The organism is Caloranaerobacter azorensis DSM 13643 (assembly GCF_900129995.1).
GTDB lineage: Bacteria > Bacillota > Clostridia > Tissierellales > Thermohalobacteraceae > Caloranaerobacter > Caloranaerobacter azorensis.
In genome coordinates this window covers 1-20,292 of sequence record NZ_FQXO01000043.1, presented here as the reverse complement: position 1 = coordinate 20,292, position 20,292 = coordinate 1, and the positions used below count along the sequence as shown (strand labels likewise).

Here is a 20,292-nt window from a genome sequence, read left to right as displayed (position 1 = left end):
ATTTTGGAAATTAGAAGATTTTAAAAGTACAAAATACAACTTTATAGTATTTCATATAGTTATGTTATTGATAGGATATATGTATTTTCAAATATACAAAAACACAGAAGAAGGGCAAAAGTATGCCAAAAAAAGTTTACCAGTAGCTATAAAGAAGTATGTATGTAAAAAAGAAAAGAAAGTAATAATCTACAGGGGTAGGTACTTTGCAATCTTCAACTTCCTAGAATTTATAAAATTGTATAGTTCTTGTAGCGAAGAGATTCAATCACTCCTTGATCCTATTTTAGCTTTAGTATAGCATAGATGAATTTAATTTTTCATATTACGAATTGAAGTAAGTTTATTTAACATTTGATTTTTTAAATAGAATATGTTATATTTGAAGTAAATAAGAGGTAACTAAAGAAAGAGTGGGTATTCCCACTCTTTAATTTATTCAGACAGTCGTTTTGTATAAGATATATATTTTAGCAAAAAATAACTTTATATATGATGGAGGTGAAGTGTATGAATAGAAAAGAAATTGAAGAGTTAACAAGAGAAATAGCATTGCAGATAGTTGAAGATTATGGCTTTGAACTTGTTGATGTAGAATTTGTAAAAGAAGGTTCTCAACGTTTTTTAAGGGTATTTATAGATAAAGTTGGTGGAATAACTATAGAGGATTGTCAGAAAGTAAGTGAACGTTTAAGCGATAAATTAGATGAGATTGATCCTATTGAAGAAAATTATTATTTAGAAGTTTCTTCTCCTGGATTAGACAGACCTTTAAAAACTGAAAGTGATTATAAGAAAAGTCTAGGGAAAGAAGTGGAAATTAGTCTATATAAACCTATTGAAGGAAAGAAAAAATTTATTGGGAAACTTAAAGATTATAATGAAACTACTGTAACTATTGAATTAGAACAAGGTAGTTTAATAACGATAAATAAAAAAGATTTAGCTAAAATTAATTTGGCAGTCATTTTCTAACAGGGAGGTATTGTATATATGAAAGCCGAGTTTTTAGAGGCTCTAGAACAAATTGTTAAAGATAAAGGAATAACAAAAGATGTATTGTATGATGCATTAGAGGCAGCTTTAAAAACTGCATATAGAAAAAATTTTGGAACATCTCAAAATGTTGAAGTAGAAATAGACAAAGAAAATGGCGAAGTGAAAGCATATGCAAAAAAAGTAGTTGTAGAGAATGTCGAAAATCCGCTATTAGAAATAAAATTAGAGGACGCCAAGGAAATAAATCCTAATTATCAAATTGGAGATACAGTACGAATAGAAGTAACGCCTAAAAACTTTGGGAGAATTGCTGCACAAACAGCTAAACAAGTAGTTTTACAACGAATTAGAGAAGCAGAAAGAGAAATAATATATGAAGAGTTTGTAAACAGAGAGAGTGAAATCGTAACAGGTTTAGTTCAAAGAGTAAGTAAAAGTAGTGTACTTATTAATTTAGGTAGGACGGAAGGTGTTTTACCTCCAACAGAACAAATTCCAGGTGAAATTTATAAACAGGGCGATAGAATTAAAACTTATATTTTAGAAGTCAAAAAGACTACAAAAGGACCACAGATAATATTATCAAGAACTCATCCTGGACTTGTAAAAAGATTATTCGAACTAGAAGTACCCGAAATTCATGATGGCATTGTTGATATTTATAATATTGCGAGAGAGGCTGGGTCAAGAACTAAAATAGCTGTTTATTCTAATGATGAGAATGTTGATCCAGTGGGTGCTTGTGTCGGACATAAAGGAACTAGAGTTAAAGCGATAGTAGACGAACTAAATGGTGAAAAAATCGATATTATAATCTGGAGTAAAAATATTAGCGAATTTATTGCTAATAGCTTAAGTCCAGCAAAAGTTATCAGTGTAGAAGTAAATGAAGAGGAGAAATCTGCCAAAGTAATAGTTCCAGATTATCAATTGTCATTAGCTATTGGTAAAGAAGGACAAAATGCAAGATTAGCTGCTAAATTAACAGGTTGGAAAATAGATATTAAAAGTGAAAGCCAAGAAAATTCAGAAATATAAGGGGTGGTATAGTGAAAAAGAGGAAAGTACCACTTAGAAAATGTGTTGGATGTAATGAGCAGAAACCTAAAAAGGAACTAGTTAGAATTGTAAAAAATAAAGAAGGTGTTGTTAGTATAGACTTAACAGGAAAGGCTAATGGTAGAGGAGCTTATATATGTAGAAATATAGATTGTTTGGAGAAAGCCGTAAAAGGCAAAAGGTTAAATAGAGCTTTGGAAACCGATATTCCTCAAGAAATTTATATAAAATTAAAAGAGGAGTTAGCTAAGAATGAATAAGTTTTATTCATTGTTAGGATTAGGTATGAAAGCAGGATATTTAAAATTTGGAGAAATGGGCTGTGAAATCGCAATAAAAAAAGGGAAATGTAAACTATTGATAATAGCAAGTGATGCATCAGAAAATACGAAAAATAAATTTATTAAACTTACCAAAAAATATAGAATTAAACATATTATCTATGGAAGTAAAGATATTTTAGGTAGTAGTATAGGAAAAGGATTAATATCTACAATAGCAATATGTGATGATAATTTTTCAAAAGCAATAGTCAAATTACTGTGATTTCCTGCCACCTTTAAATATTACAGGGGGTGATTTATATGACTAAGATCAGAGTTTATCAACTTGCTAAAAAATTAGGAATGTCTAGTAAAGAACTGATGACGAAATTACACGAATTAGATGTTAATATAGAGAGCCATATGAACACATTAGAAGATGAAGTTGTTGATTTACTAACTGAACTTATTAATGAAGAAAAAGATTCAAAAGGTAAAAATAATAGTAATAGTAAAAAAAGTAATGTAAAGGATAAGAGAGAAGAAATGCAAACAGAGAAAAATATTATTCATATAGGAAAAAAAATTACAGTAAAGGATTTGGCCGATAAAATAAAAGTCAATCCTACACAATTAATTAGTCAGCTGATTGCTCTTGGAGTTATGGCAGCAATTAATCAAGAAATAGATTTTGATACTGCTAGTATCGTTGCTTCAGAATATGGATATGAAGTTAAGTCAATCCAAGTAGAAGAGGAAGAAAACGAAAAAATAGAAGAAGATTTATTAGATTTTGAAGATGATCCAGAAACTCTTCAACCTAGACCGCCAATAGTTACTGTCATGGGGCACGTAGATCACGGAAAAACTTCGTTACTAGATGCAATTAGAAAAACAAATGTAACAGCAAGAGAAGCTGGCGGAATTACACAACATATAGGAGCTTCTACTGTAATAGTTAACGATAAAAAAATAGTTTTTTTAGATACACCTGGACATGAAGCTTTTACTTCAATGAGAGCCCGTGGAGCACAAGTTACAGATATTGCAGTTTTAGTAGTAGCTGCTGATGACGGAGTTATGCCACAAACTGTAGAAGCAATAAATCATGCTAAAGCAGCTAATGTGCCAATAATAGTCGCTGTTAATAAAATAGATAAGTATGAGGCAAACCCTGAACGTGTAAAACAAGAGTTGGCAGAACATGGATTACTTCCAGAAGAATGGGGCGGAGATACTATTTTTGTTCCTGTTTCAGCTCTAAAGAAACAGGGTATTGATGAACTGTTAGAGATGATATTACTAGTAGCAGAAATGCAAGAACTAAAAGCTAATCCTAATAGAAAGGCTATGGGAACGATAATAGAAGCTAAATTAGATAAAGGCAGAGGCCCTGTAGCAACTGTAATTGTTCAGAAAGGAACGTTAAATGTCGGAGATGCTGTAATTGCAGGAACTGCACATGGTAGAATAAGAGCAATGATTGATGATAAAGGTAAAAGGATAAAAAAAGCTACTCCATCAATGCCAGTTGAGATATTAGGTTTATCTGAAGTACCTGATGCTGGAGAACATTTATATGTAGTTGAAAATGACAAAAAAGCAAGAGAAATTGCAGAAAATAGAAAAGAAAAATTGAGAACTGAACAGCTTAAAGCAACTCAAAAAGTTTCATTAGATGCTCTGTTTGAACAGATAAAAAAAGGTGAAGTAAAAGATTTAAATATTATTGTTAAAGCAGATGTTAAAGGTTCTATCGAAGCTGTAAAACAGGCTTTAGAAAAATTAAGTACCGACGAAGTTAAGGTAAAAACAATCCATAGCGGTGTAGGAGCAATAACTGAAAGTGATATAATGTTAGCTTCTGCATCAAATGCTATAATTGTAGGATTTAACGTAAGGCCAACTACACCAGCAATGGATTTAGCTAAAAGGGAAAAAGTAGATGTAAGAACATATAGAATAATATATAATGCAATTGAAGATATAGAGGCAGCTATAAAAGGTATGCTCGAGCCGGAATACAAAGAAGTTATACTTGGCAGAGCTGAAGTAAGAGCTACATTTAAAATACCTAATGTAGGAGTTGTTGCTGGAATTTATGTACAACAAGGCAAAATTACAAGAAATTCAAAAATAAGGTTATTAAGAGATAATGTTGTTATTCATGAAGGTAATATTTCATCTTTAAAGAGATTTAAAGATGATGTTAGAGAAATTCTAACAGGATATGAAGGCGGTTTAGGAATTGAAAATTATAATGATATTAAGGAAGGAGATGTTATAGAAGCGTATACATTAGAAGAAGTTAAAAGATAAATGAAGGAAGGTGACTTCATGAATTCCAAAAGACTTAAGAGAATATCAGAGGAAATAAAGAAAATAGTTAGTGAATTATTAAAAGAAGGGCTTAAAGATCCAAGAATTTCAATGATGACAAGCATAACAGAAGTAGAAGTTACTAAAGATTTAAGATATGCTAAAATCTATGTAAGCATTTTAGGAGATGAAAACGAAAGAGAAGAGACTTTAACTGGATTAAAAAATGCAACTGGTTTTATAAGGAAAGAGATAGGAAACAAATTAAAAATTAGATATACGCCAGAGCCAATATTTTGTCTTGATAAATCAATTGAAAGAGGTGTTTATATCTCACAATTATTAAACAAAATAAAACAAGAGGAGGAAAGTAAAGCCAAAGTAAATGAGAATGGAAATGAATGATGAATTTAAAAAATTAAAACAGAAATTAGATGAAGTAAAGGATATTTGTTTAGTATCGCATATTCATCCAGATGGCGATAGTATAGGTTCTTTGTTAGGATTTGGTTTAGCTTTGGAAAATATAAATAAAAAAATAACTATGATTAAAGTTGATGATATTCCTTATAAATATAAATTTTTACCTCAAGTTAGTAAATTAAAAAATTATGAAGAGAATAAAAAGTTCGATTTATTAATTGTATTAGATTGTAGTGATTTAGATAGATTAGGTTCATTTAAACATATTACAGAAAATGCTAGGTATATAGTAAACATTGATCATCATATAAGTAATACAAATTATGGAGATATAAATATTGTTGACCACAAAGCGGCTGCGACAGGAGAATTAGTTTATAATATATTAGACTATTTAAATATGAATATTAATAAAGAAATAGCTACTTGTCTATATGTAGCTATTGCAACTGATACAGGAAGTTTCAGGTATGATAATACACGTCCAAAAACACATTATATTGTTTCTAAACTTTTAGAAAAGCAAATAGACTTAAAAAGAGTAACGTTTGAAGTTTTCCAAAATAAAACATTAGCTAGTACAAAATTATTTATTGAAGCATTAAACACTTTGGAGTTATATTATGATAATAGATTGGCTGTTGTACAAGTGACTCAACAAATGTTAATGAAAAACAATGCAGAATTCAATGATATTGACGGTATAGTAGAATATATAAGAGATATAGAAACTGTTGAAGTTGCATGCATATTAAAGGAAATTAAAGAAGATGAAATAAAAATAGGTTTAAGATCTAAAACGTACGTTGATGTTGCTAGTATAGCCAAAGTATTTCAAGGTGGAGGACATATTAGAGCTTCTGGTTGTACAATCTATAATAATATATCTGAAGCAAAAGAACTTATAATTAGAGAAATAGGACTTAATTTAAGGTGATAGAATGAATGGTTTAATTAATATACTAAAACCTACAGGTATGTCTTCTCATGATGTAGTAAATTTTATTAGAAAAACATTAAAAGTAAAAAAGGTAGGGCATACTGGTACGCTTGATCCAAATGCAGCAGGTGTCCTACCTATATGTTTAGGAAAAGCCACTAGGATTTCAGAATATTTGATTGATAAGACTAAAGAGTATAGAGCAGAATTGACTTTAGGTTGTAAAACAGATACTCAAGATAAATATGGGAATGTTATTTGCAGTTCAAATAATAAAGTAACAGAAGCAGATATAATAAAAGCATTTAATAGTTTTATTGGAGAAATTGAACAAATTCCTCCTATGTTTTCAGCTGTAAAATATAAGGGAAAGAAATTGTATGAATTAGCACGGAGTGGTATTGAAATACCTAGAAAACCGAGGAAGGTTATTATATATGATATAAAGATAATCGATATAAAAGATTGCAAAAAAGTTTTATTTGATGTTAAATGTTCTAAAGGTACGTATATAAGAACGTTATGTAATGATATTGGAGACTATTTAAATACTTATGGTTATATGTCTTTTTTGTTGAGGACAAGAGTGGGAAATTTTAATATTTGTGATTCATTTACAATAGAAGAAGTAGAAGGGTTATCACATTATAATAATATTAATGCTATTATCAAACCAATTGATTATGCATTAGAAAAGTTCAAATCAATTAATTTTGAAAGCAAACATTATAAGAGATTAATAAATGGTGGTAGTATGTCTATAGATGATAAAAAATGCAGATATAAACATTTTGATTTGATAAGAGTTTATTGTAATAATGAGTTCATTGGAGTAGGAAAAGTTATAGTCGATAGAAATAAAAAATACGTTAGGATGGAAAAGGTTCTGATATAAAGGTGATTTTTTATGGAAATTGTAAAAAAACTTACAAATAAATCAGTAAAACCGACTGTTGTTGCATTGGGCAATTTTGATGGATTACACGTAGGACATCAGACTTTAATTAAACGGACAGTTGATATTGCACAAAAAGAAAATCTAGTTAGTACTGTGTTTACATTTGATAATCATACAACAAGCAAAATAAAAGGTAAAAATACACCTAAAATATTGATTAGTAAGAATAGAAAAATAGCCCTTTTTAAAGAATTAGGGGTTAAGCTTCTATATATAGTTCAGTTTACAGAAACATTAATGCATTTTACTCCATTAGAATTTATTGAGAAAATATTAGTAGATATATTAAATGTAAGAAAAGTGGTTGTTGGTTTTAATTTCAAATTTGGTTATTTGGCTAAAGGTGATGTTAAATATTTAAAAGAAATGGGGGAAAAATATAACTTTGATGTTATTGTTGTTCCTCCAATAACAAAGGATAATATACTTGTTAGTAGTACTCAAATTAGAGAACTTATTAGAGAAGGTGAAATAAGTTTAGCTAATAAACTATTAGGAAGGCAATATCTAATAGAGGGGAAAGTGATTAGAGGACGTGGTATTGGTAGGAAATTAGGATTTCCAACGGCTAATATATCATTTGATTCGGATATCGTTATTCCTAAAGCCGGTGTTTATAAGACTAATACAATAGTTGACGGTAGTAAATTTTCAAGTATAACCAATATTGGTTTTAATCCAACTTTCAATGGAGGAAAATTAAGTATAGAAACACATATATTAGATTATAGTGAAAATATATATGATAAAACAATTCTAATTGAATTTATAGATTTTATAAGAAAAGAGAGAAAGTTTGATGATGTAAATAAACTTATAGAACAGGTAAAATTAGATATAAAGACTTTAAAAAATATTAATTAGATATTTACAAAATCAAAGTTTTATGTTAAACTACCAATGTTAGACTCCTTTTGCTAAGAATAGCGTAGCTCCGGCGTTAGTCTTGGCTAAAGGTATAAAAAATATTTGGAGGTGTTTTTATGGCTTTAAGTAAAGAGGAAAAAACAAGAATAATTGAAGAGTACAGATTACATGATACTGATACTGGATCCCCAGAAGTTCAAATTGCTATTTTAACTTATCAAATCAATAAATTAAATGAACATTTAAAAGTTCATAAGAAGGATTATCATTCAAGAAGAGGATTACTTAAAATGGTTGGAAAGAGAAGGGGATTATTAAATTACCTACAAAAGAATGATATTGAGAGATATAGAAATTTGATAGAAAGATTAGGTCTAAGAAAATAATCTATGAGCGGGGGGGTCCCGCTCTATTATTTTATCATTTGTTCTGGATTATTTTTGTAATTAAGGATATAATATAAAAATGTCAAGAAACTAAACAGAGAAGGAGGTAGAATATGGAAGAAAGAGTTTTTGAGTATACATTAGCGGGAAGAAAACTTTCTGTTTCTATTGGGAAAGTTGCAGAGCAAGCTAATGGGGCTTGTTTAGTCCGCTATGGGGATACGGTAGTTTTGGTTACTGCAGTTGCATCTAAAGAACCTAGAGAAGGCATAGATTTTTTCCCATTGAGTGTGGACTTTGAAGAAAGATTATATGCTGTAGGTAAGATACCTGGAGGCTTCATAAAAAGAGAAGGTAAGCCTAGTGAAAAAGCTATATTAACATCTAGATTAATAGATAGACCAATACGACCATTGTTCCCAAAAGGTTACAGAAATGATGTTCAGGTTATAGCAACTGTGTTATCGGTTGATCAAGATTGTACCCCAGACATAGTAGCTATGATAGGTTCATCAATAGCATTATCAGTTTCAGATATACCTTTCAATGGGCCAACAGGTTCTGTTTCAGTAGGTTTAATAAATGGTGAGTTTATAATTAATCCTACAAGTGAACAGAGAGAAAAGTCGATTATGAATTTAATAGTATCTGGAACCAAGGAAGCCGTAATGATGGTTGAAGCAGGAGCAAAAGAAGTTCCTGAAGATGTTATGCTTGATGCAATAATGTTAGCACATGAAGAAATTAAAAAAATATGTGAATTTATCGATAACATTGTAGCTGAAGTAGGCAAAGAAAAACAAGAAGTTATTTTATATAAAGTAGATGAGACTATAGAAAAAGAAGTAAGAGAATATGCGACAGAGAAAATGATAGAGGCAATTCAGACAGTTGATAAACAAGAACGTCTTGAAAATATGGATAAAGTCAGTCAAGAAACAATGAACTATTTTTTAGAGAAGTATCCTGACAATCAAAAAGATATAGAAGAAACAATTTATAATATAACAAAAGAACAAGTAAGAAAATTAATTTTAGAAAAAGGAATAAGACCAGATAACAGAAAAGTAGATGAAATCAGGCCGATAAGTTGTGAGGTTGGATTATTACCGAGAACTCATGGTTCAGGACTGTTTACAAGAGGTCAGACACAAGTATTGACAATAGCAACATTAGGTGCGCCGGGAGATGTACAAATTTTAGATGGATTAACAGATGAAGAATCTAAAAGATATATGCACCATTATAATTTCCCACCATATAGTGTTGGTGAAACTAGATTTTTGAGAGGCCCTGGAAGAAGAGAAATCGGACATGGGGCTTTAGCAGAAAGAGCATTAGAACCAGTAATACCTAGCGAAGAAGAATTTCCGTATACAATTAGACTAGTTTCGGAAGTTTTAAGTTCAAATGGTTCGACTTCACAAGCTAGTGTTTGTGGTAGTACATTAGCTTTACTCGATGCTGGTGTTCCAATCAAAAAGCCAGTCGCAGGAATAGCTATGGGATTAATTAAATCTGAAGAAAAAGTTGTTATATTAACTGATATACAAGGATTAGAAGATTTTCTTGGAGATATGGATTTTAAAGTAGCTGGTACAAGAGATGGTATTACAGCGATACAAATGGATATAAAAATACCTGGTATAGGAAGGGAAATATTAAAAGAAGCATTAGAAAGAGCTAAACAGGGAAGATTCTATATTCTTGAAAAAATGAATCAAGTTATTTCTGAACCTAGAAAAGAGCTTTCACCTTATGCACCTAGAATATTGACTATAAACGTTAATCCAGATAAAATTAGAGAAATTATTGGTCCAGGCGGTAAAATGATAAATAAAATTATTGAGGAAACAGGAGTAAAAATAGATATTGAAGATAATGGAAAGGTAATGGTAGCTTCAGCTGATGTAGAAAAAGGTAAAAAAGCAATAAAAATGATAGAAGATATTGTAAGAGAAGTTAACATTGGTGAAATATATTTAGGAAAAGTGATTAGGATAGCGCCTTTTGGAGCTTTTGTTGAAATTTGGCCTGGTAAAGAAGGACTTGTTCATATTTCAAATATAGCTAAACAAAGAGTAGATAAAGTTGAAGATGTATTATCTGTAGGAGATGAGATTTTAGTTAAAGTAATTGATATTGATAAACAAGGAAGAATAAATTTATCAAGAAAAGATGCATTACCTAATGAAGAAGATAGAAAATAAGACATGAGCCGTAATATGGTTTATGTCTTTTTTTATTTCCGAAAGTTCTATTCTTTTTTGATAAAATTACTTTTTTTGAATAAGATAGTAATGAAAGGGGGATTTTATGAAAATCTACTATATTAAATATGGAACTATAAAAAAATTTTTTATTTTATTAATAATAATAATAAGTATTCTTGTTCTATTTTTTAAAACATTAAGCAACAATAGTACAGAAACTTTTAATAATGATGATATTTTCTATAAAGGCAATATTGATGAAAAAATTATTGCATTTGCTTGTAATGTAGATTGGGGTAATGAATATATTAAACCTATGTTAAATATATTCGATACATATGATATAAAAATTACATTTTTTGTTACAGGAAGATGGGCGAAAAATAACAGCGGATTACTTAAAGAAATATATTCGTATGGACATGAAATAGGGAATCATGGATATTTACACAAAGATTATAGTAAGTTAAATTATGAATCTAACAAAAAACAAATATTAGAAGCTGAAAAGATTATCTACAATACTATAGGGGTAAAGCCTAAGTATTTTGCACCTCCGTCAGGAGCATATAATAAATATACGGTGAAAGCTGCTAAAGATTTGAATTATAAAACGATAATGTGGAGCATAGATACGATTGATTGGAGAAATGATAGTACTAAAGAAAAGATCATTGAAAGAGTTATTAGTAAATCGCATAATTCAGCAATAGTACTAATGCATCCTAAAAGAGAAACTATTAAGGCACTGCCAGTAATTATAGAAACATTGAAAAAAGAGGGATATAAAATAGGTAGAATAAGTGATATTATTAAAAATTAATGATATTATTGAAATAATTATTAAACTGTTCTATAATAAACAGAGATAAGTAATAGCAATTTATAGGAGGAAGAAATGTTTAATAAGATAGTATTAGAAAATGGACTAAGAATAGTAACAGAAAATATACCTTATGTAAAGTCTGTTTCAATAGGAATTTGGATTGAAATAGGTTCTCGATTTGAGAACCAAAGTAACAATGGAATATCGCATTTTATTGAACATATGTTGTTTAAAGGAACAGAAAATAGGACTGCTAAACAAATTGCAGAAAGTATAGATAGTGTAGGGGGACAATTAAATGCTTTTACTAGTAAAGAATTTACTTGTTTTTACGCCAAAGTTTTAGATGAACACTTACCTCTTGCAGTCGATGTATTAGCTGATATGATTTTTAATTCAAAGTTTAATGAGGAAGATATTATAAAAGAAAAAAATGTAGTATTTGAAGAAATTAATATGTATGAAGATTCACCTGAAGATTTAGTACATGATTTAATTTGTCAAACTATGTTTGACGGGCACCCTCTGGCTTATCCAATTTTAGGAAGCAGCAGTATTTTAGAAAAGATTAATAAAAAAAATGTATTGGATTATTATAAACAGTATTATACACCTAATAATACCGTTATATCTATAGCAGGCAATTTTGATACCGATAAAACAATAGAATTAATATATAAATATTTTTCAAATTGGATTCCAGTAAAAAAAGAAAAAGATGAACAATGTCCTCCAATGTTTTATAGGAGGATCATGGGCAAAACTAAAAATACTGAACAATTACATCTTTGTCTCGGTATGAAAGGAGTACCTCAAGGAACAAATGAAATGTATCACCTTATGGTGTTGAATAATATTTTTGGTGGAAGTATGAGTTCAAGACTGTTTCAAAAGATTAGAGAAGAGAGAGGATTAGCATATTCAATATATTCATATCCATCATCCTATAAAGATACAGGGATGTTTACAATCTATGTAGGTTTAAATCCTAACTATGTATCTACTGTTTTACAATTGATAACAGAAGAAATAGATAAAATAAAGAATGGTGGAATGACATCAGACGAAATATATAAATCTAAAGAACAATTAAAGGGGAACTATATTTTAGGACTTGAGAGTACGTCTAGTAGAATGTCCTCTATGGGTAAATCAGAATTGTTACACGGAAAAATTTATAGGCCAAAAGAAATTTTAGAAATGATTGATAGTGTGCAGCGGGAAGATGTTGAGAATATAGCAAAAGAGGTTTTAGATTTTAATAGACTCAATATTTCATTTGTAGGTGATATAAATAATAATCAGATTGAAAGTAACTTTAAAAAAATTATTGGCTAGATTACTAGTTTCTAGTAATCTTTATTTTTTTAATGAACAATAAATTAAAAGTAAAGTAAAATTATAAAAAAGAGGTGTGAATATGATAGTAAAGATTGTTAATAAAAGTAAGTTTCCAATACCAGATTATAAGACTAGTGGAGCGTCAGGAATTGATTTATTTGCTAATATTGATGAAAATGTAGTGCTTAAACCTATGGAAAGAGTGTTAATACCGACAGGAATCTATTTATCAATTCCCGAAGGATATGAAGGGCAAATAAGAGCAAGAAGTGGTTTGGCATTAAAATATGGAATTGGATTGGTTAATGGAATAGGGACTATAGATAGTGATTATAGGGGTGAAATAAAAGTAATATTAATAAATTTTGGGAATGAAGAATTTGTAATAAAACCAGGCGATAGAATTGCTCAACTTGTTTTTGTAAAGTATGAAAAAGCTGAATTTAAAGAGGTAGATGAATTAGATAATACTAAAAGAGGTTATGGTGGTTTTGGACATACTGGTATTTAATTAATATTTATGAATATTTGTTTAGATAATGCATAAGATTATAAAAACAAAAAGGAAAAAAGGGGGAGCTTATATGCGATTGAGTAAATTGGGAGGGAAAGAGATCGTTAACTTAAATGATGGAGGAAGATTAGGTCTGGTTGCTGATTCAGATTTAGTAATAGATGAAAAAACAGGTAAAATAAGATACTTAATTGTTCCTGATAATTCATTACAGTTAAATATTTTAAGAAACCGTACAGAAATCGAAATCCCATGGGAGGCAATTAGAAAAATTGGTAATGATATGATAATAATTGAATTAGATGAAAATTAATATTAACAATATTGGTATTATATTCATATTATAAAATGAGTAGAGTTAAAAAAATAATATGATATAATATATTTAATATATATTTGGGGTGGAATTATGAGGATTTTAATTCAGAAATTCGGAGGGACTTCGGTTTCAACATTTGAAAATAGGGAAAGGGTAGTAAAAAAAATAATTGATAAATTTAGTAAAGGGTACAATGTAGTAGTAGTGGTATCAGCAATGGGACGGAAAGGGGAACCATATGCTACAGATTCACTCATAAGTCTTGTAAACAGACAAAATATAAGTAAAAGAGATTTAGATTTACTAATGGCATGTGGAGAAATAATATCAGCTATTGTTCTATCAGATCATATTAATAGAAGAGGCTATAAGAGTGTTGTACTTACTGGTCAACAAGCAGGAATATTAACGGATTCAAATTATGGTGAAGCGAATGTAATTTCAGTTAATCCAGAAAGAATTATGAAACATCTTTCTCATAATGAAATTGTAATTGTAGCTGGTTTTCAAGGAGCAAATGAAAATGGCGAAATTACGACATTAGGTAGAGGTGGTAGCGACACAACTGCAGTTATTTTAGGTGAAGCTTTAAAGAGTGAAGTTGTAGAAATATATACAGATGTTGATGGTATAATGACTGCTGATCCAAGAATTGTACCAGAAGCAAAATTAATTGAGAAAATATGTTATTCCGAAGTTTATCAATTGGCAGAAAATGGAGCAAAGGTAATTCACCCAAAAGCAGTTGAGATTGCCGAAAGAGCAAATTTAAAAGTTGTAATAAAAAATACTTTAAACGAATGCGATGGTACTTTAATCACTTATACTGAAGGATATAATCATTCAATAGATAAAAACAGAGATAATATCATTACTGCTATTACACATAAAGGAGAAAGAGTACAGATTATTATTTATTCGAATGGTAATGAAAAGAAAATGCAGGAGTTAATAAATAAAATTGCTGAAAATAATATAAGTCTTGATTTAATTAACTTATTGTTAGATAGAAAAATATTTACCATAGATAAGAATGATTTATTCAAATTAAAAAGAATACTTGATGAAAGTAACATAAAATATGATTTGATTGATAATTGTTGTAAATTAAGTATTATTGGCAATAGAATGAGAGGAGTACCAGGCGTAATGGCTAAAATTGTAAATGCATTATCTAACGAAGGAATAAACATATTACAAACTTCTGATTCTCATACAACCATTTGGTGTTTAATAAAAGAAAAAGATGCACATAAAGCAATCAAAGTTTTGCATAAGGAATTTAACTTAGATAAGGAGTAGACGTGATGTCTACTTTTTCTTTTTGTATATTAATGATTTTACAGTAAAAAATATTATTATCAAGATTTTATAATTAAAATTGGGAGGAGCTTAAAAATATGAATAGTGAAAAGTTTTTAAAAGATCATTATAACGAACATAGACTTAACCATAAAAAAATTATGTCAACAACAAGTGATGGAGAAAGCGAAAAAAAAGATAAAGATTTAGAAATAACTAAAAACATCAAGGAATTAGGAGTTCAAAGAAGTCCAGATTTGCCAACTGATATACACATATTAAGTATAATTGGGGAGATAGAAGGACATGTAGTAGCACCTCCGCAAAAAAAAGCAACTAAATATGAACATATTATGCCCCAATTGGTTAGTGTAGAACAAAATCCTAAAATAAAAGGACTTTTAATCATTTTGAATACAGTAGGGGGTGATGTAGAAGCAGGTTTAGCTATTGCAGAAATGATAAATAGTATAAGTAAACCAAAAGTATCTTTAGTTTTAGGAGGCAGTCATAGTATTGGAGTTCCTTTAGCTACATCAAGTGATTATTCTTTTATAGTTCCAACAGCAACAATGACTATACATCCGGTTAGAATGACGGGGCTTGTCATAGGCGTACCACAAACATTTAGGTATTTCCAAAAAATGCAACAAAGAATTATTGATTTTGTTTTGAGAACATCTAGGATTAATAGAGAAACTTTTTTAAGACTCATGTATGATACAGATGAAATTGCTAATGATGTAGGAACTATACTAATTGGTAAAGAAGCAGTTGAATATGGGCTAATCGATGAAGTAGGAGGTTTAAATAAGGCATTAAATAAATTAAAGTCTATGATTGATGAATTTAGAAATGAGTAATTAGAATAGTATATTATATATAAAATATGTTATAATTACTTGAGTAAAATATTATACTTGTTTTAATATCGATATTTTTATATTAAAAGAGGGGGTCGTAATATGTCTTTATTAAAAGCAATTTTTTTAGGAATATTTCAAGGTATTACAGAATTTTTGCCTATCAGCAGTTCGGGTCATTTAGTTTTATTACAGAAACTTTTTAATATCGATGAAGGCAATCTTTTTTTTACAGTAATGTTGCATTTTGGAACACTGATATCGATTTTTATTGTATATTTTAAAGACATAGTCAACATAATAAGTGAATTTATCGGGTTTATTATTGATTTATTAAAAAATAAGAAAGTAGTAATAAACAATGAATATAGGAAATTAGGAATAATGATTATTATTGGTTCAATACCAACAGCATTAATGGGAATTTTATTAGAAGATATTTTTGAGAGCTTTTATAATACAACTATAATTATAGGATTAGCCTTAATATTTACTGGAATATTACTTTGGGCTGCTGAAAAAATAAAATCTGGAAAAAAATCTATTCATAAAATGACAGTTAAAGATGCTCTTATAATAGGAACATTTCAAGGTATGGCAATAACTCCTGGATTATCCAGGTCAGGTTCAACAATAGTAGGTGGGCTATTTATGGGATTGAGTAAAAAAAATGCTACTAGATTTTCTTTTCTGTTAGCATTACCAGCAACTTTTGGCGCATCTTTATTGGAATTATCTAAAACTTTAACTACTAATAGTTTATCAGGTGTAAGCTTCTTAATGGTAATAGTTGGTATAATATCATCTTGTATAACAGGTATTTTCGCAATAAAGTTTTTAATAAAAATATTAGAAAAAGGGAAATTATATTATTTTTCATATTATGTATGGTTTTTAGGTTTAATTGTTATTCTATTTGAGTTAATAAAATAGATACATAAATAGAGGTTTATTATAAACTTTGTAGAATTATTCTATGAGGTGATCATATTGGTAAAAACAAGTAATAAAAAAGGTAAAAAAACCAAAAATAAAAGAAAAAAAAGTAAGCAAAGTATTGATAATATAGGTAAGGAAATTCTAGGAATTATAATAATAACAATTTCTATATTGATATTTACAAGTTTGTATAATTATTCAAATGGTTATATTAATTATTTGATTAGAGATAAAATATTAAAATTAACAGGTGCCGGGAGCATATTATTTCCTGTATTAATTTTAATTATAGGTATATTATTTCTTTTCAGTAAATTTAACAATAGTCGTATCCGAAAAATAATATATTTGTTAATGTTATATTTGTGTTTATTAACTTTATTTGAAATGAGAGTTTTTCCATTAATAGAAAATATGAGTTTAGCTGAAAAAATAAAAATATCTATTGTTTATGCTAGCAATATGTATGGTGGAGGATTATTAGGTGCTTTTTTTGCATTTATATTATTAAAATTATTTGGTTTATTAGGCTCATATATTATATTAATATCCACAATATTAATTATGATATCTCTTTTAATAAAGATTAGTTATACTAAAATGCTAAAAAATTGTTATTCATTGATAAAAAAATTTTTTATTAAAACATTTAAAAATCAGAGAAATAGAGTTAATTTAGATGAAAAACGGAAAATAGATATTATAGAAAACATGAAAAAAGAAAACATATTAAAAGAAACTGAAATTGATGAAAAAATAAAGATATTGGATTTTACAAAAGATATTGAGAAGCAACAAGATGATAAGCCTAAACTCGTAAAAGATGATTCTAATGATAATATTAATAGTGTACAGGATAAAGTTTCTGCTACTTTGGAAGACTTTAAATTGCCGACTATCGATTTACTAGATAATATTATTAACCGACAGACGACAAATGATAAGACAGAAATAATTAACAACGTAAAAAAATTAGAAAGAACATTGCTTGATTTTGGTATCGAAGCAAAGGTTGTACAAGTCAGTAAAGGACCAACTATTACTAGATTTGAATTACAGCCAGCACCTGGTGTTAAAGTAAGTAAAATTGTGAATTTAGCTGATGATTTAGCGTTAAGTTTAGCATCCTCTGATATAAGAATAGAGGCACCAATACCAGGTAAATCTGCAATAGGTATTGAAGTACCAAATAAAATAAAGTCTGATGTTAGAATTAGGGAAGTATTGTTATCAAAAGAATATATGAATATAAAAACAAAAATTCCTTTTGCTTTAGGTCAAGATATAGCTGGAAATCCTATAGTAGCAAATTTAGAAAAAATGCCTCATTTACTTATAGCAGGAGCTACTGGTTCTGGTAAAAGTGTTTGTATAAATACTTTGATAGTCAGCATTCTTTTTAAATCTAGGCCTGATGAAGTAAAATTATTAATGATAGATCCAAAAGTAGTTGAATTAAGTGTATATAACGGAATACCGCATTTATTAATACCTGTTGTTACTGATCCTAAAAAGGCTTCTATTGCATTAAATTGGGCTGTAAACGAAATGACAAGAAGATATAAATTATTTTCTGAAATGGGAGTTAGAGATCTGCATAGCTATAATAAAAAATTAGATAAAGAACGAATTGACGAGAAATTACCTCAAATCGTAGTAATTATTGATGAATTAGCAGATCTGATGATGGTAGCTCCAAATGAAGTAGAAGAAAGTATATGTAGATTAGCACAGATGGCAAGGGCTGCAGGAATTCACTTAATCATAGCAACTCAGAGACCGTCTGTTGATGTTATAACAGGTACTATAAAAGCAAATATACCTTCAAGAATATCTTTTGCTGTATCCTCGCAAGCCGATTCAAGGACGATTTTGGATATGAATGGCGCAGAAAAACTTTTAGGTAAAGGAGATATGCTGTATTATCCAGTAGGTATTTCAAAGCCTATCAGAGTTCAAGGAGCCTATATAAGTGACAAAGAAGTAGAAAGAATTGTTGCATATTTAAGAGAATATAATAATGAGGAAAACTATAAAAATGAATTATTAGAAAGTGTTAATAATAAAGTTGAAAGCAACGACGAAGCTGTAGATGAATTGCTACAAAAAGCTATTGAACTGGTTGTAGAACATGGACAGGCATCTATATCTTTATTGCAAAGAAAATTTAGAATTGGATATTCTAGAGCAGCTAGGCTCATTGATGAAATGGAGGCAAGAGGTATAGTGGGTGGATATGAAGGGAGCAAACCGAGAAAAGTATTAGTAACAAAGGAAGATTTAAAAGATTAATTAATCTATAATATTTATAAGTAAGAGGTGTTACTAATGATAAACGTAGTAAAAATAGAAGATATTATCAATAAAGATAATATGGTTTATATAGATGTAAGAAGTCCGAATGAATATAAAATTGATACAATTCCTGGAGCAATTAATATGCCTATATTGACTAATGAGGAACGTGAAGAAATAGGGTATATATATAAACAAATTGATGTTGAAAAAGCAAAAGTTTTAGGACTTGAATATGCATCGAAAAAATTAGTAGATTTTTATTCTTTAGCTAATAAAATAAAGAAAAATGGAAAAGAAATAGTATTATTTTGTTATCGAGGAGGGATGAGAAGTAAATCTGTAGCAAAAGTTTTAGATGCGATGGGATTAAATGTTTTTTTAATTGAAGGTGGCTATAAGAGTTATAGACGTTATGTTCTAAAAACATTGGAGGAATATGATAATAAAATCAAGTTTATTGTTTTACATGGGTATACAGGAACAGGGAAAACCAAAATATTAACGTTGTTAGAAAGACGTGGCGAACCTGTTCTGAATTTAGAGTATTTGGCCCAAAATAGTGGTTCTGTTTTTGGTAACATATATTTTAAGGAAGAATCAAGCACACAAAAAAAATTTGATTCAATGTTATTAAAGAAATTGAAAGAAGTAAAAAATAACTATATGTTTGTAGAAAGTGAAAGTAAAAGAATAGGTAAAGTTGTTATTCATGATTTTCTTTATGACGATATCACTAATGGTTATCATATTTTAATAAAGACTAGTTTAGATAATAGAATAAAAAACATAATCGATGAATATGTTAATATACGAGATTATAATGAGGAATTAATAATAGAGTCGATTAATAAACTAAAAAAAAGATTAGGATATAATAAGGTTGAAGAGTTGATAAAACAAGTAAAAATGCGAAATTTCGATTATGTAGTAAAGGAATTAATGGTTGAATATTATGATCCATTATATAAATATTCAATAGATAAAGTAGGACATTTTGATAAAATAATAGAATATAGAAATATATCAGAAGCAGTAGATGAACTTATAGACTTTGCTAAAAATACAGTATTGAGAGGCTAATTAACAGTTACAAAATATTTATAAAAACTTATAAAAACCTTAAAACAATTATAAATTCAAAAGATAGTTAAGAAAAATTATAGAGGGAGTTAAAAAAATGAGTAAATCTATAGCCGGGAATAAAAATATAAGAACATATAAAATGAGAATAAAAGACAAAAAATTCAAATCAAAGGTTATAGATTATATTTACAAGTACAGACATTTTGAAAACATGTATATAATACTCCTTAATCAAGACTATAAACAAAACATCGGAGATTTTAGGTTGTTAACTAATTATGAAATAATGAGAGCACTATTTAGGAGAACTACTCCAAAAAAGCTAGAAAAAAAGCTAACTTATATCAGAAATAAATACGAAAACCATCAAATAATGAATG

22 protein-coding genes are annotated in these 20,292 nt (G+C 28.7%); all 22 read left to right on the top strand.

The annotated features are described in order from the left end of the window. On the top strand, positions 1-301 hold a 301-nt coding region (locus tag BUB51_RS07860), incomplete at its 5' end, for a hypothetical protein (RefSeq protein WP_073196828.1). 209 nt (positions 302-510) lie between these two features. Beyond that, positions 511-975 (top strand): ribosome maturation factor RimP, encoded by a 465-nt coding sequence (rimP, locus tag BUB51_RS07855; protein ID WP_073196826.1) that lies wholly within the window; start codon positions 511-513, stop codon positions 973-975. A gap of 18 nt (positions 976-993) precedes the next feature. Next, positions 994-2,037, top strand: a complete 1,044-nt coding sequence (gene nusA / locus BUB51_RS07850) for a transcription termination factor NusA (protein WP_035162682.1) — start codon at positions 994-996, stop codon at positions 2,035-2,037. An 11-nt stretch (positions 2,038-2,048) separates the two neighbouring features. Next, positions 2,049-2,318: an RNase P modulator RnpM gene (gene rnpM, locus BUB51_RS07845; protein WP_035162684.1), complete on the top strand. Its 270-nt coding sequence runs from the start codon at positions 2,049-2,051 to the stop codon at positions 2,316-2,318. Next, positions 2,311-2,604 carry a L7Ae/L30e/S12e/Gadd45 family ribosomal protein gene (locus BUB51_RS07840; protein WP_035162686.1) on the top strand — a complete coding sequence of 98 codons (294 nt, stop codon included), beginning with the start codon at positions 2,311-2,313 and terminating at the stop codon, positions 2,602-2,604. The genes rnpM and BUB51_RS07840 overlap by 8 nt, the downstream gene beginning before the upstream one ends. A 38-nt stretch (positions 2,605-2,642) precedes the next feature. Continuing rightward, positions 2,643-4,640 (top strand): translation initiation factor IF-2, encoded by a 1,998-nt coding sequence (infB, locus tag BUB51_RS07835; protein WP_073196824.1) that lies wholly within the window; start codon positions 2,643-2,645, stop codon positions 4,638-4,640. Positions 4,641-4,658: 18 nt separating this feature from the next. Continuing rightward, positions 4,659-5,045 carry a 30S ribosome-binding factor RbfA gene (gene rbfA, locus BUB51_RS07830; RefSeq protein WP_073196822.1) on the top strand — a complete coding sequence of 129 codons (387 nt, stop codon included), beginning with the start codon at positions 4,659-4,661 and terminating at the stop codon, positions 5,043-5,045. Then, positions 5,038-6,000, top strand: coding sequence for a DHH family phosphoesterase (locus tag BUB51_RS07825; protein WP_242945569.1), 963 nt, complete (start codon positions 5,038-5,040; stop codon positions 5,998-6,000). The genes rbfA and BUB51_RS07825 overlap by 8 nt, the downstream gene beginning before the upstream one ends. Before the next feature lie 4 nt (positions 6,001-6,004). Then, positions 6,005-6,898: a tRNA pseudouridine(55) synthase TruB gene (gene truB / locus BUB51_RS07820; RefSeq protein ID WP_073196819.1), complete on the top strand. Its 894-nt coding sequence runs from the start codon at positions 6,005-6,007 to the stop codon at positions 6,896-6,898. Positions 6,899-6,910: 12 nt separating this feature from the next. Continuing rightward, positions 6,911-7,825, top strand: a complete 915-nt coding sequence (locus BUB51_RS07815; protein WP_073196817.1) for a bifunctional riboflavin kinase/FAD synthetase — start codon at positions 6,911-6,913, stop codon at positions 7,823-7,825. Between the two features lie 119 nt (positions 7,826-7,944). Further along, positions 7,945-8,214, top strand: coding sequence for a 30S ribosomal protein S15 (rpsO, locus tag BUB51_RS07810; protein WP_035162695.1), 270 nt, complete (start codon positions 7,945-7,947; stop codon positions 8,212-8,214). Positions 8,215-8,327: 113 nt separating this feature from the next. Further along, positions 8,328-10,424 carry a polyribonucleotide nucleotidyltransferase gene (pnp, locus tag BUB51_RS07805; RefSeq protein ID WP_035162697.1) on the top strand — a complete coding sequence of 699 codons (2,097 nt, stop codon included), beginning with the start codon at positions 8,328-8,330 and terminating at the stop codon, positions 10,422-10,424. A gap of 106 nt (positions 10,425-10,530) precedes the next feature. After that, entirely contained in the window at positions 10,531-11,250 is a 720-nt protein-coding gene (locus tag BUB51_RS07800) for a polysaccharide deacetylase family protein (protein ID WP_073196815.1), read from the top strand. Between the two features lie 75 nt (positions 11,251-11,325). Further along, positions 11,326-12,591 (top strand): M16 family metallopeptidase, encoded by a 1,266-nt coding sequence (locus tag BUB51_RS07795; RefSeq protein ID WP_073196813.1) that lies wholly within the window; start codon positions 11,326-11,328, stop codon positions 12,589-12,591. Between the two features lie 82 nt (positions 12,592-12,673). Then, on the top strand, positions 12,674-13,105 hold the full coding sequence (dut, locus tag BUB51_RS07790; RefSeq protein WP_073196811.1) for a dUTP diphosphatase: 432 nt from the start codon (positions 12,674-12,676) through the stop codon (positions 13,103-13,105). Positions 13,106-13,178: 73 nt separating this feature from the next. Beyond that, positions 13,179-13,421, top strand: coding sequence for a YlmC/YmxH family sporulation protein (locus tag BUB51_RS07785; protein ID WP_073196809.1), 243 nt, complete (start codon positions 13,179-13,181; stop codon positions 13,419-13,421). Positions 13,422-13,517: 96 nt separating this feature from the next. Beyond that, the gene (gene dapG / locus BUB51_RS07780) at positions 13,518-14,729 is read left to right on the top strand and encodes an aspartate kinase (RefSeq protein ID WP_035163598.1); all 1,212 of its coding nucleotides are present in this window, start codon (positions 13,518-13,520) and stop codon (positions 14,727-14,729) included. Between the two features lie 98 nt (positions 14,730-14,827). Next, positions 14,828-15,592, top strand: a complete 765-nt coding sequence (locus BUB51_RS07775; RefSeq protein WP_341423351.1) for a ClpP family protease — start codon at positions 14,828-14,830, stop codon at positions 15,590-15,592. A 102-nt stretch (positions 15,593-15,694) separates the two neighbouring features. Continuing rightward, positions 15,695-16,525: an undecaprenyl-diphosphatase UppP gene (gene uppP / locus BUB51_RS07770; protein WP_035163596.1), complete on the top strand. Its 831-nt coding sequence runs from the start codon at positions 15,695-15,697 to the stop codon at positions 16,523-16,525. Between the two features lie 57 nt (positions 16,526-16,582). Continuing rightward, positions 16,583-18,823: an FtsK/SpoIIIE family DNA translocase gene (locus BUB51_RS07765; RefSeq protein WP_073196807.1), complete on the top strand. Its 2,241-nt coding sequence runs from the start codon at positions 16,583-16,585 to the stop codon at positions 18,821-18,823. Between the two features lie 36 nt (positions 18,824-18,859). Next, the gene (mnmH, locus tag BUB51_RS07760; RefSeq protein WP_073196805.1) at positions 18,860-19,909 is read left to right on the top strand and encodes a tRNA 2-selenouridine(34) synthase MnmH; all 1,050 of its coding nucleotides are present in this window, start codon (positions 18,860-18,862) and stop codon (positions 19,907-19,909) included. Between the two features lie 97 nt (positions 19,910-20,006). Next, positions 20,007-20,292 (top strand): hypothetical protein (locus tag BUB51_RS07755; protein ID WP_200791904.1); only part of this gene is annotated, 286 nt, incomplete at its 3' end.

Coding starts and splice junctions, on each gene's coding strand:
- BUB51_RS07800 (WP_073196815.1), top strand. CDS start 10,531: ATGAAAATCTACTATATTAAATATGGAACTATAAAAAAATTTTTTATT.
- uppP (WP_035163596.1), top strand. CDS start 15,695: ATGTCTTTATTAAAAGCAATTTTTTTAGGAATATTTCAAGGTATTACA.
- rpsO (WP_035162695.1), top strand. CDS start 7,945: ATGGCTTTAAGTAAAGAGGAAAAAACAAGAATAATTGAAGAGTACAGA.
- dut (WP_073196811.1), top strand. CDS start 12,674: ATGATAGTAAAGATTGTTAATAAAAGTAAGTTTCCAATACCAGATTAT.
- BUB51_RS07785 (WP_073196809.1), top strand. CDS start 13,179: ATGCGATTGAGTAAATTGGGAGGGAAAGAGATCGTTAACTTAAATGAT.
- rimP (WP_073196826.1), top strand. CDS start 511: ATGAATAGAAAAGAAATTGAAGAGTTAACAAGAGAAATAGCATTGCAG.
- BUB51_RS07795 (WP_073196813.1), top strand. CDS start 11,326: ATGTTTAATAAGATAGTATTAGAAAATGGACTAAGAATAGTAACAGAA.
- BUB51_RS07815 (WP_073196817.1), top strand. CDS start 6,911: ATGGAAATTGTAAAAAAACTTACAAATAAATCAGTAAAACCGACTGTT.
- infB (WP_073196824.1), top strand. CDS start 2,643: ATGACTAAGATCAGAGTTTATCAACTTGCTAAAAAATTAGGAATGTCT.
- BUB51_RS07825 (WP_242945569.1), top strand. CDS start 5,038: ATGAATGATGAATTTAAAAAATTAAAACAGAAATTAGATGAAGTAAAG.
- dapG (WP_035163598.1), top strand. CDS start 13,518: ATGAGGATTTTAATTCAGAAATTCGGAGGGACTTCGGTTTCAACATTT.
- nusA (WP_035162682.1), top strand. CDS start 994: ATGAAAGCCGAGTTTTTAGAGGCTCTAGAACAAATTGTTAAAGATAAA.
- pnp (WP_035162697.1), top strand. CDS start 8,328: ATGGAAGAAAGAGTTTTTGAGTATACATTAGCGGGAAGAAAACTTTCT.
- truB (WP_073196819.1), top strand. CDS start 6,005: ATGAATGGTTTAATTAATATACTAAAACCTACAGGTATGTCTTCTCAT.
- mnmH (WP_073196805.1), top strand. CDS start 18,860: ATGATAAACGTAGTAAAAATAGAAGATATTATCAATAAAGATAATATG.
- rbfA (WP_073196822.1), top strand. CDS start 4,659: ATGAATTCCAAAAGACTTAAGAGAATATCAGAGGAAATAAAGAAAATA.
- BUB51_RS07840 (WP_035162686.1), top strand. CDS start 2,311: ATGAATAAGTTTTATTCATTGTTAGGATTAGGTATGAAAGCAGGATAT.
- BUB51_RS07775 (WP_341423351.1), top strand. CDS start 14,828: ATGAATAGTGAAAAGTTTTTAAAAGATCATTATAACGAACATAGACTT.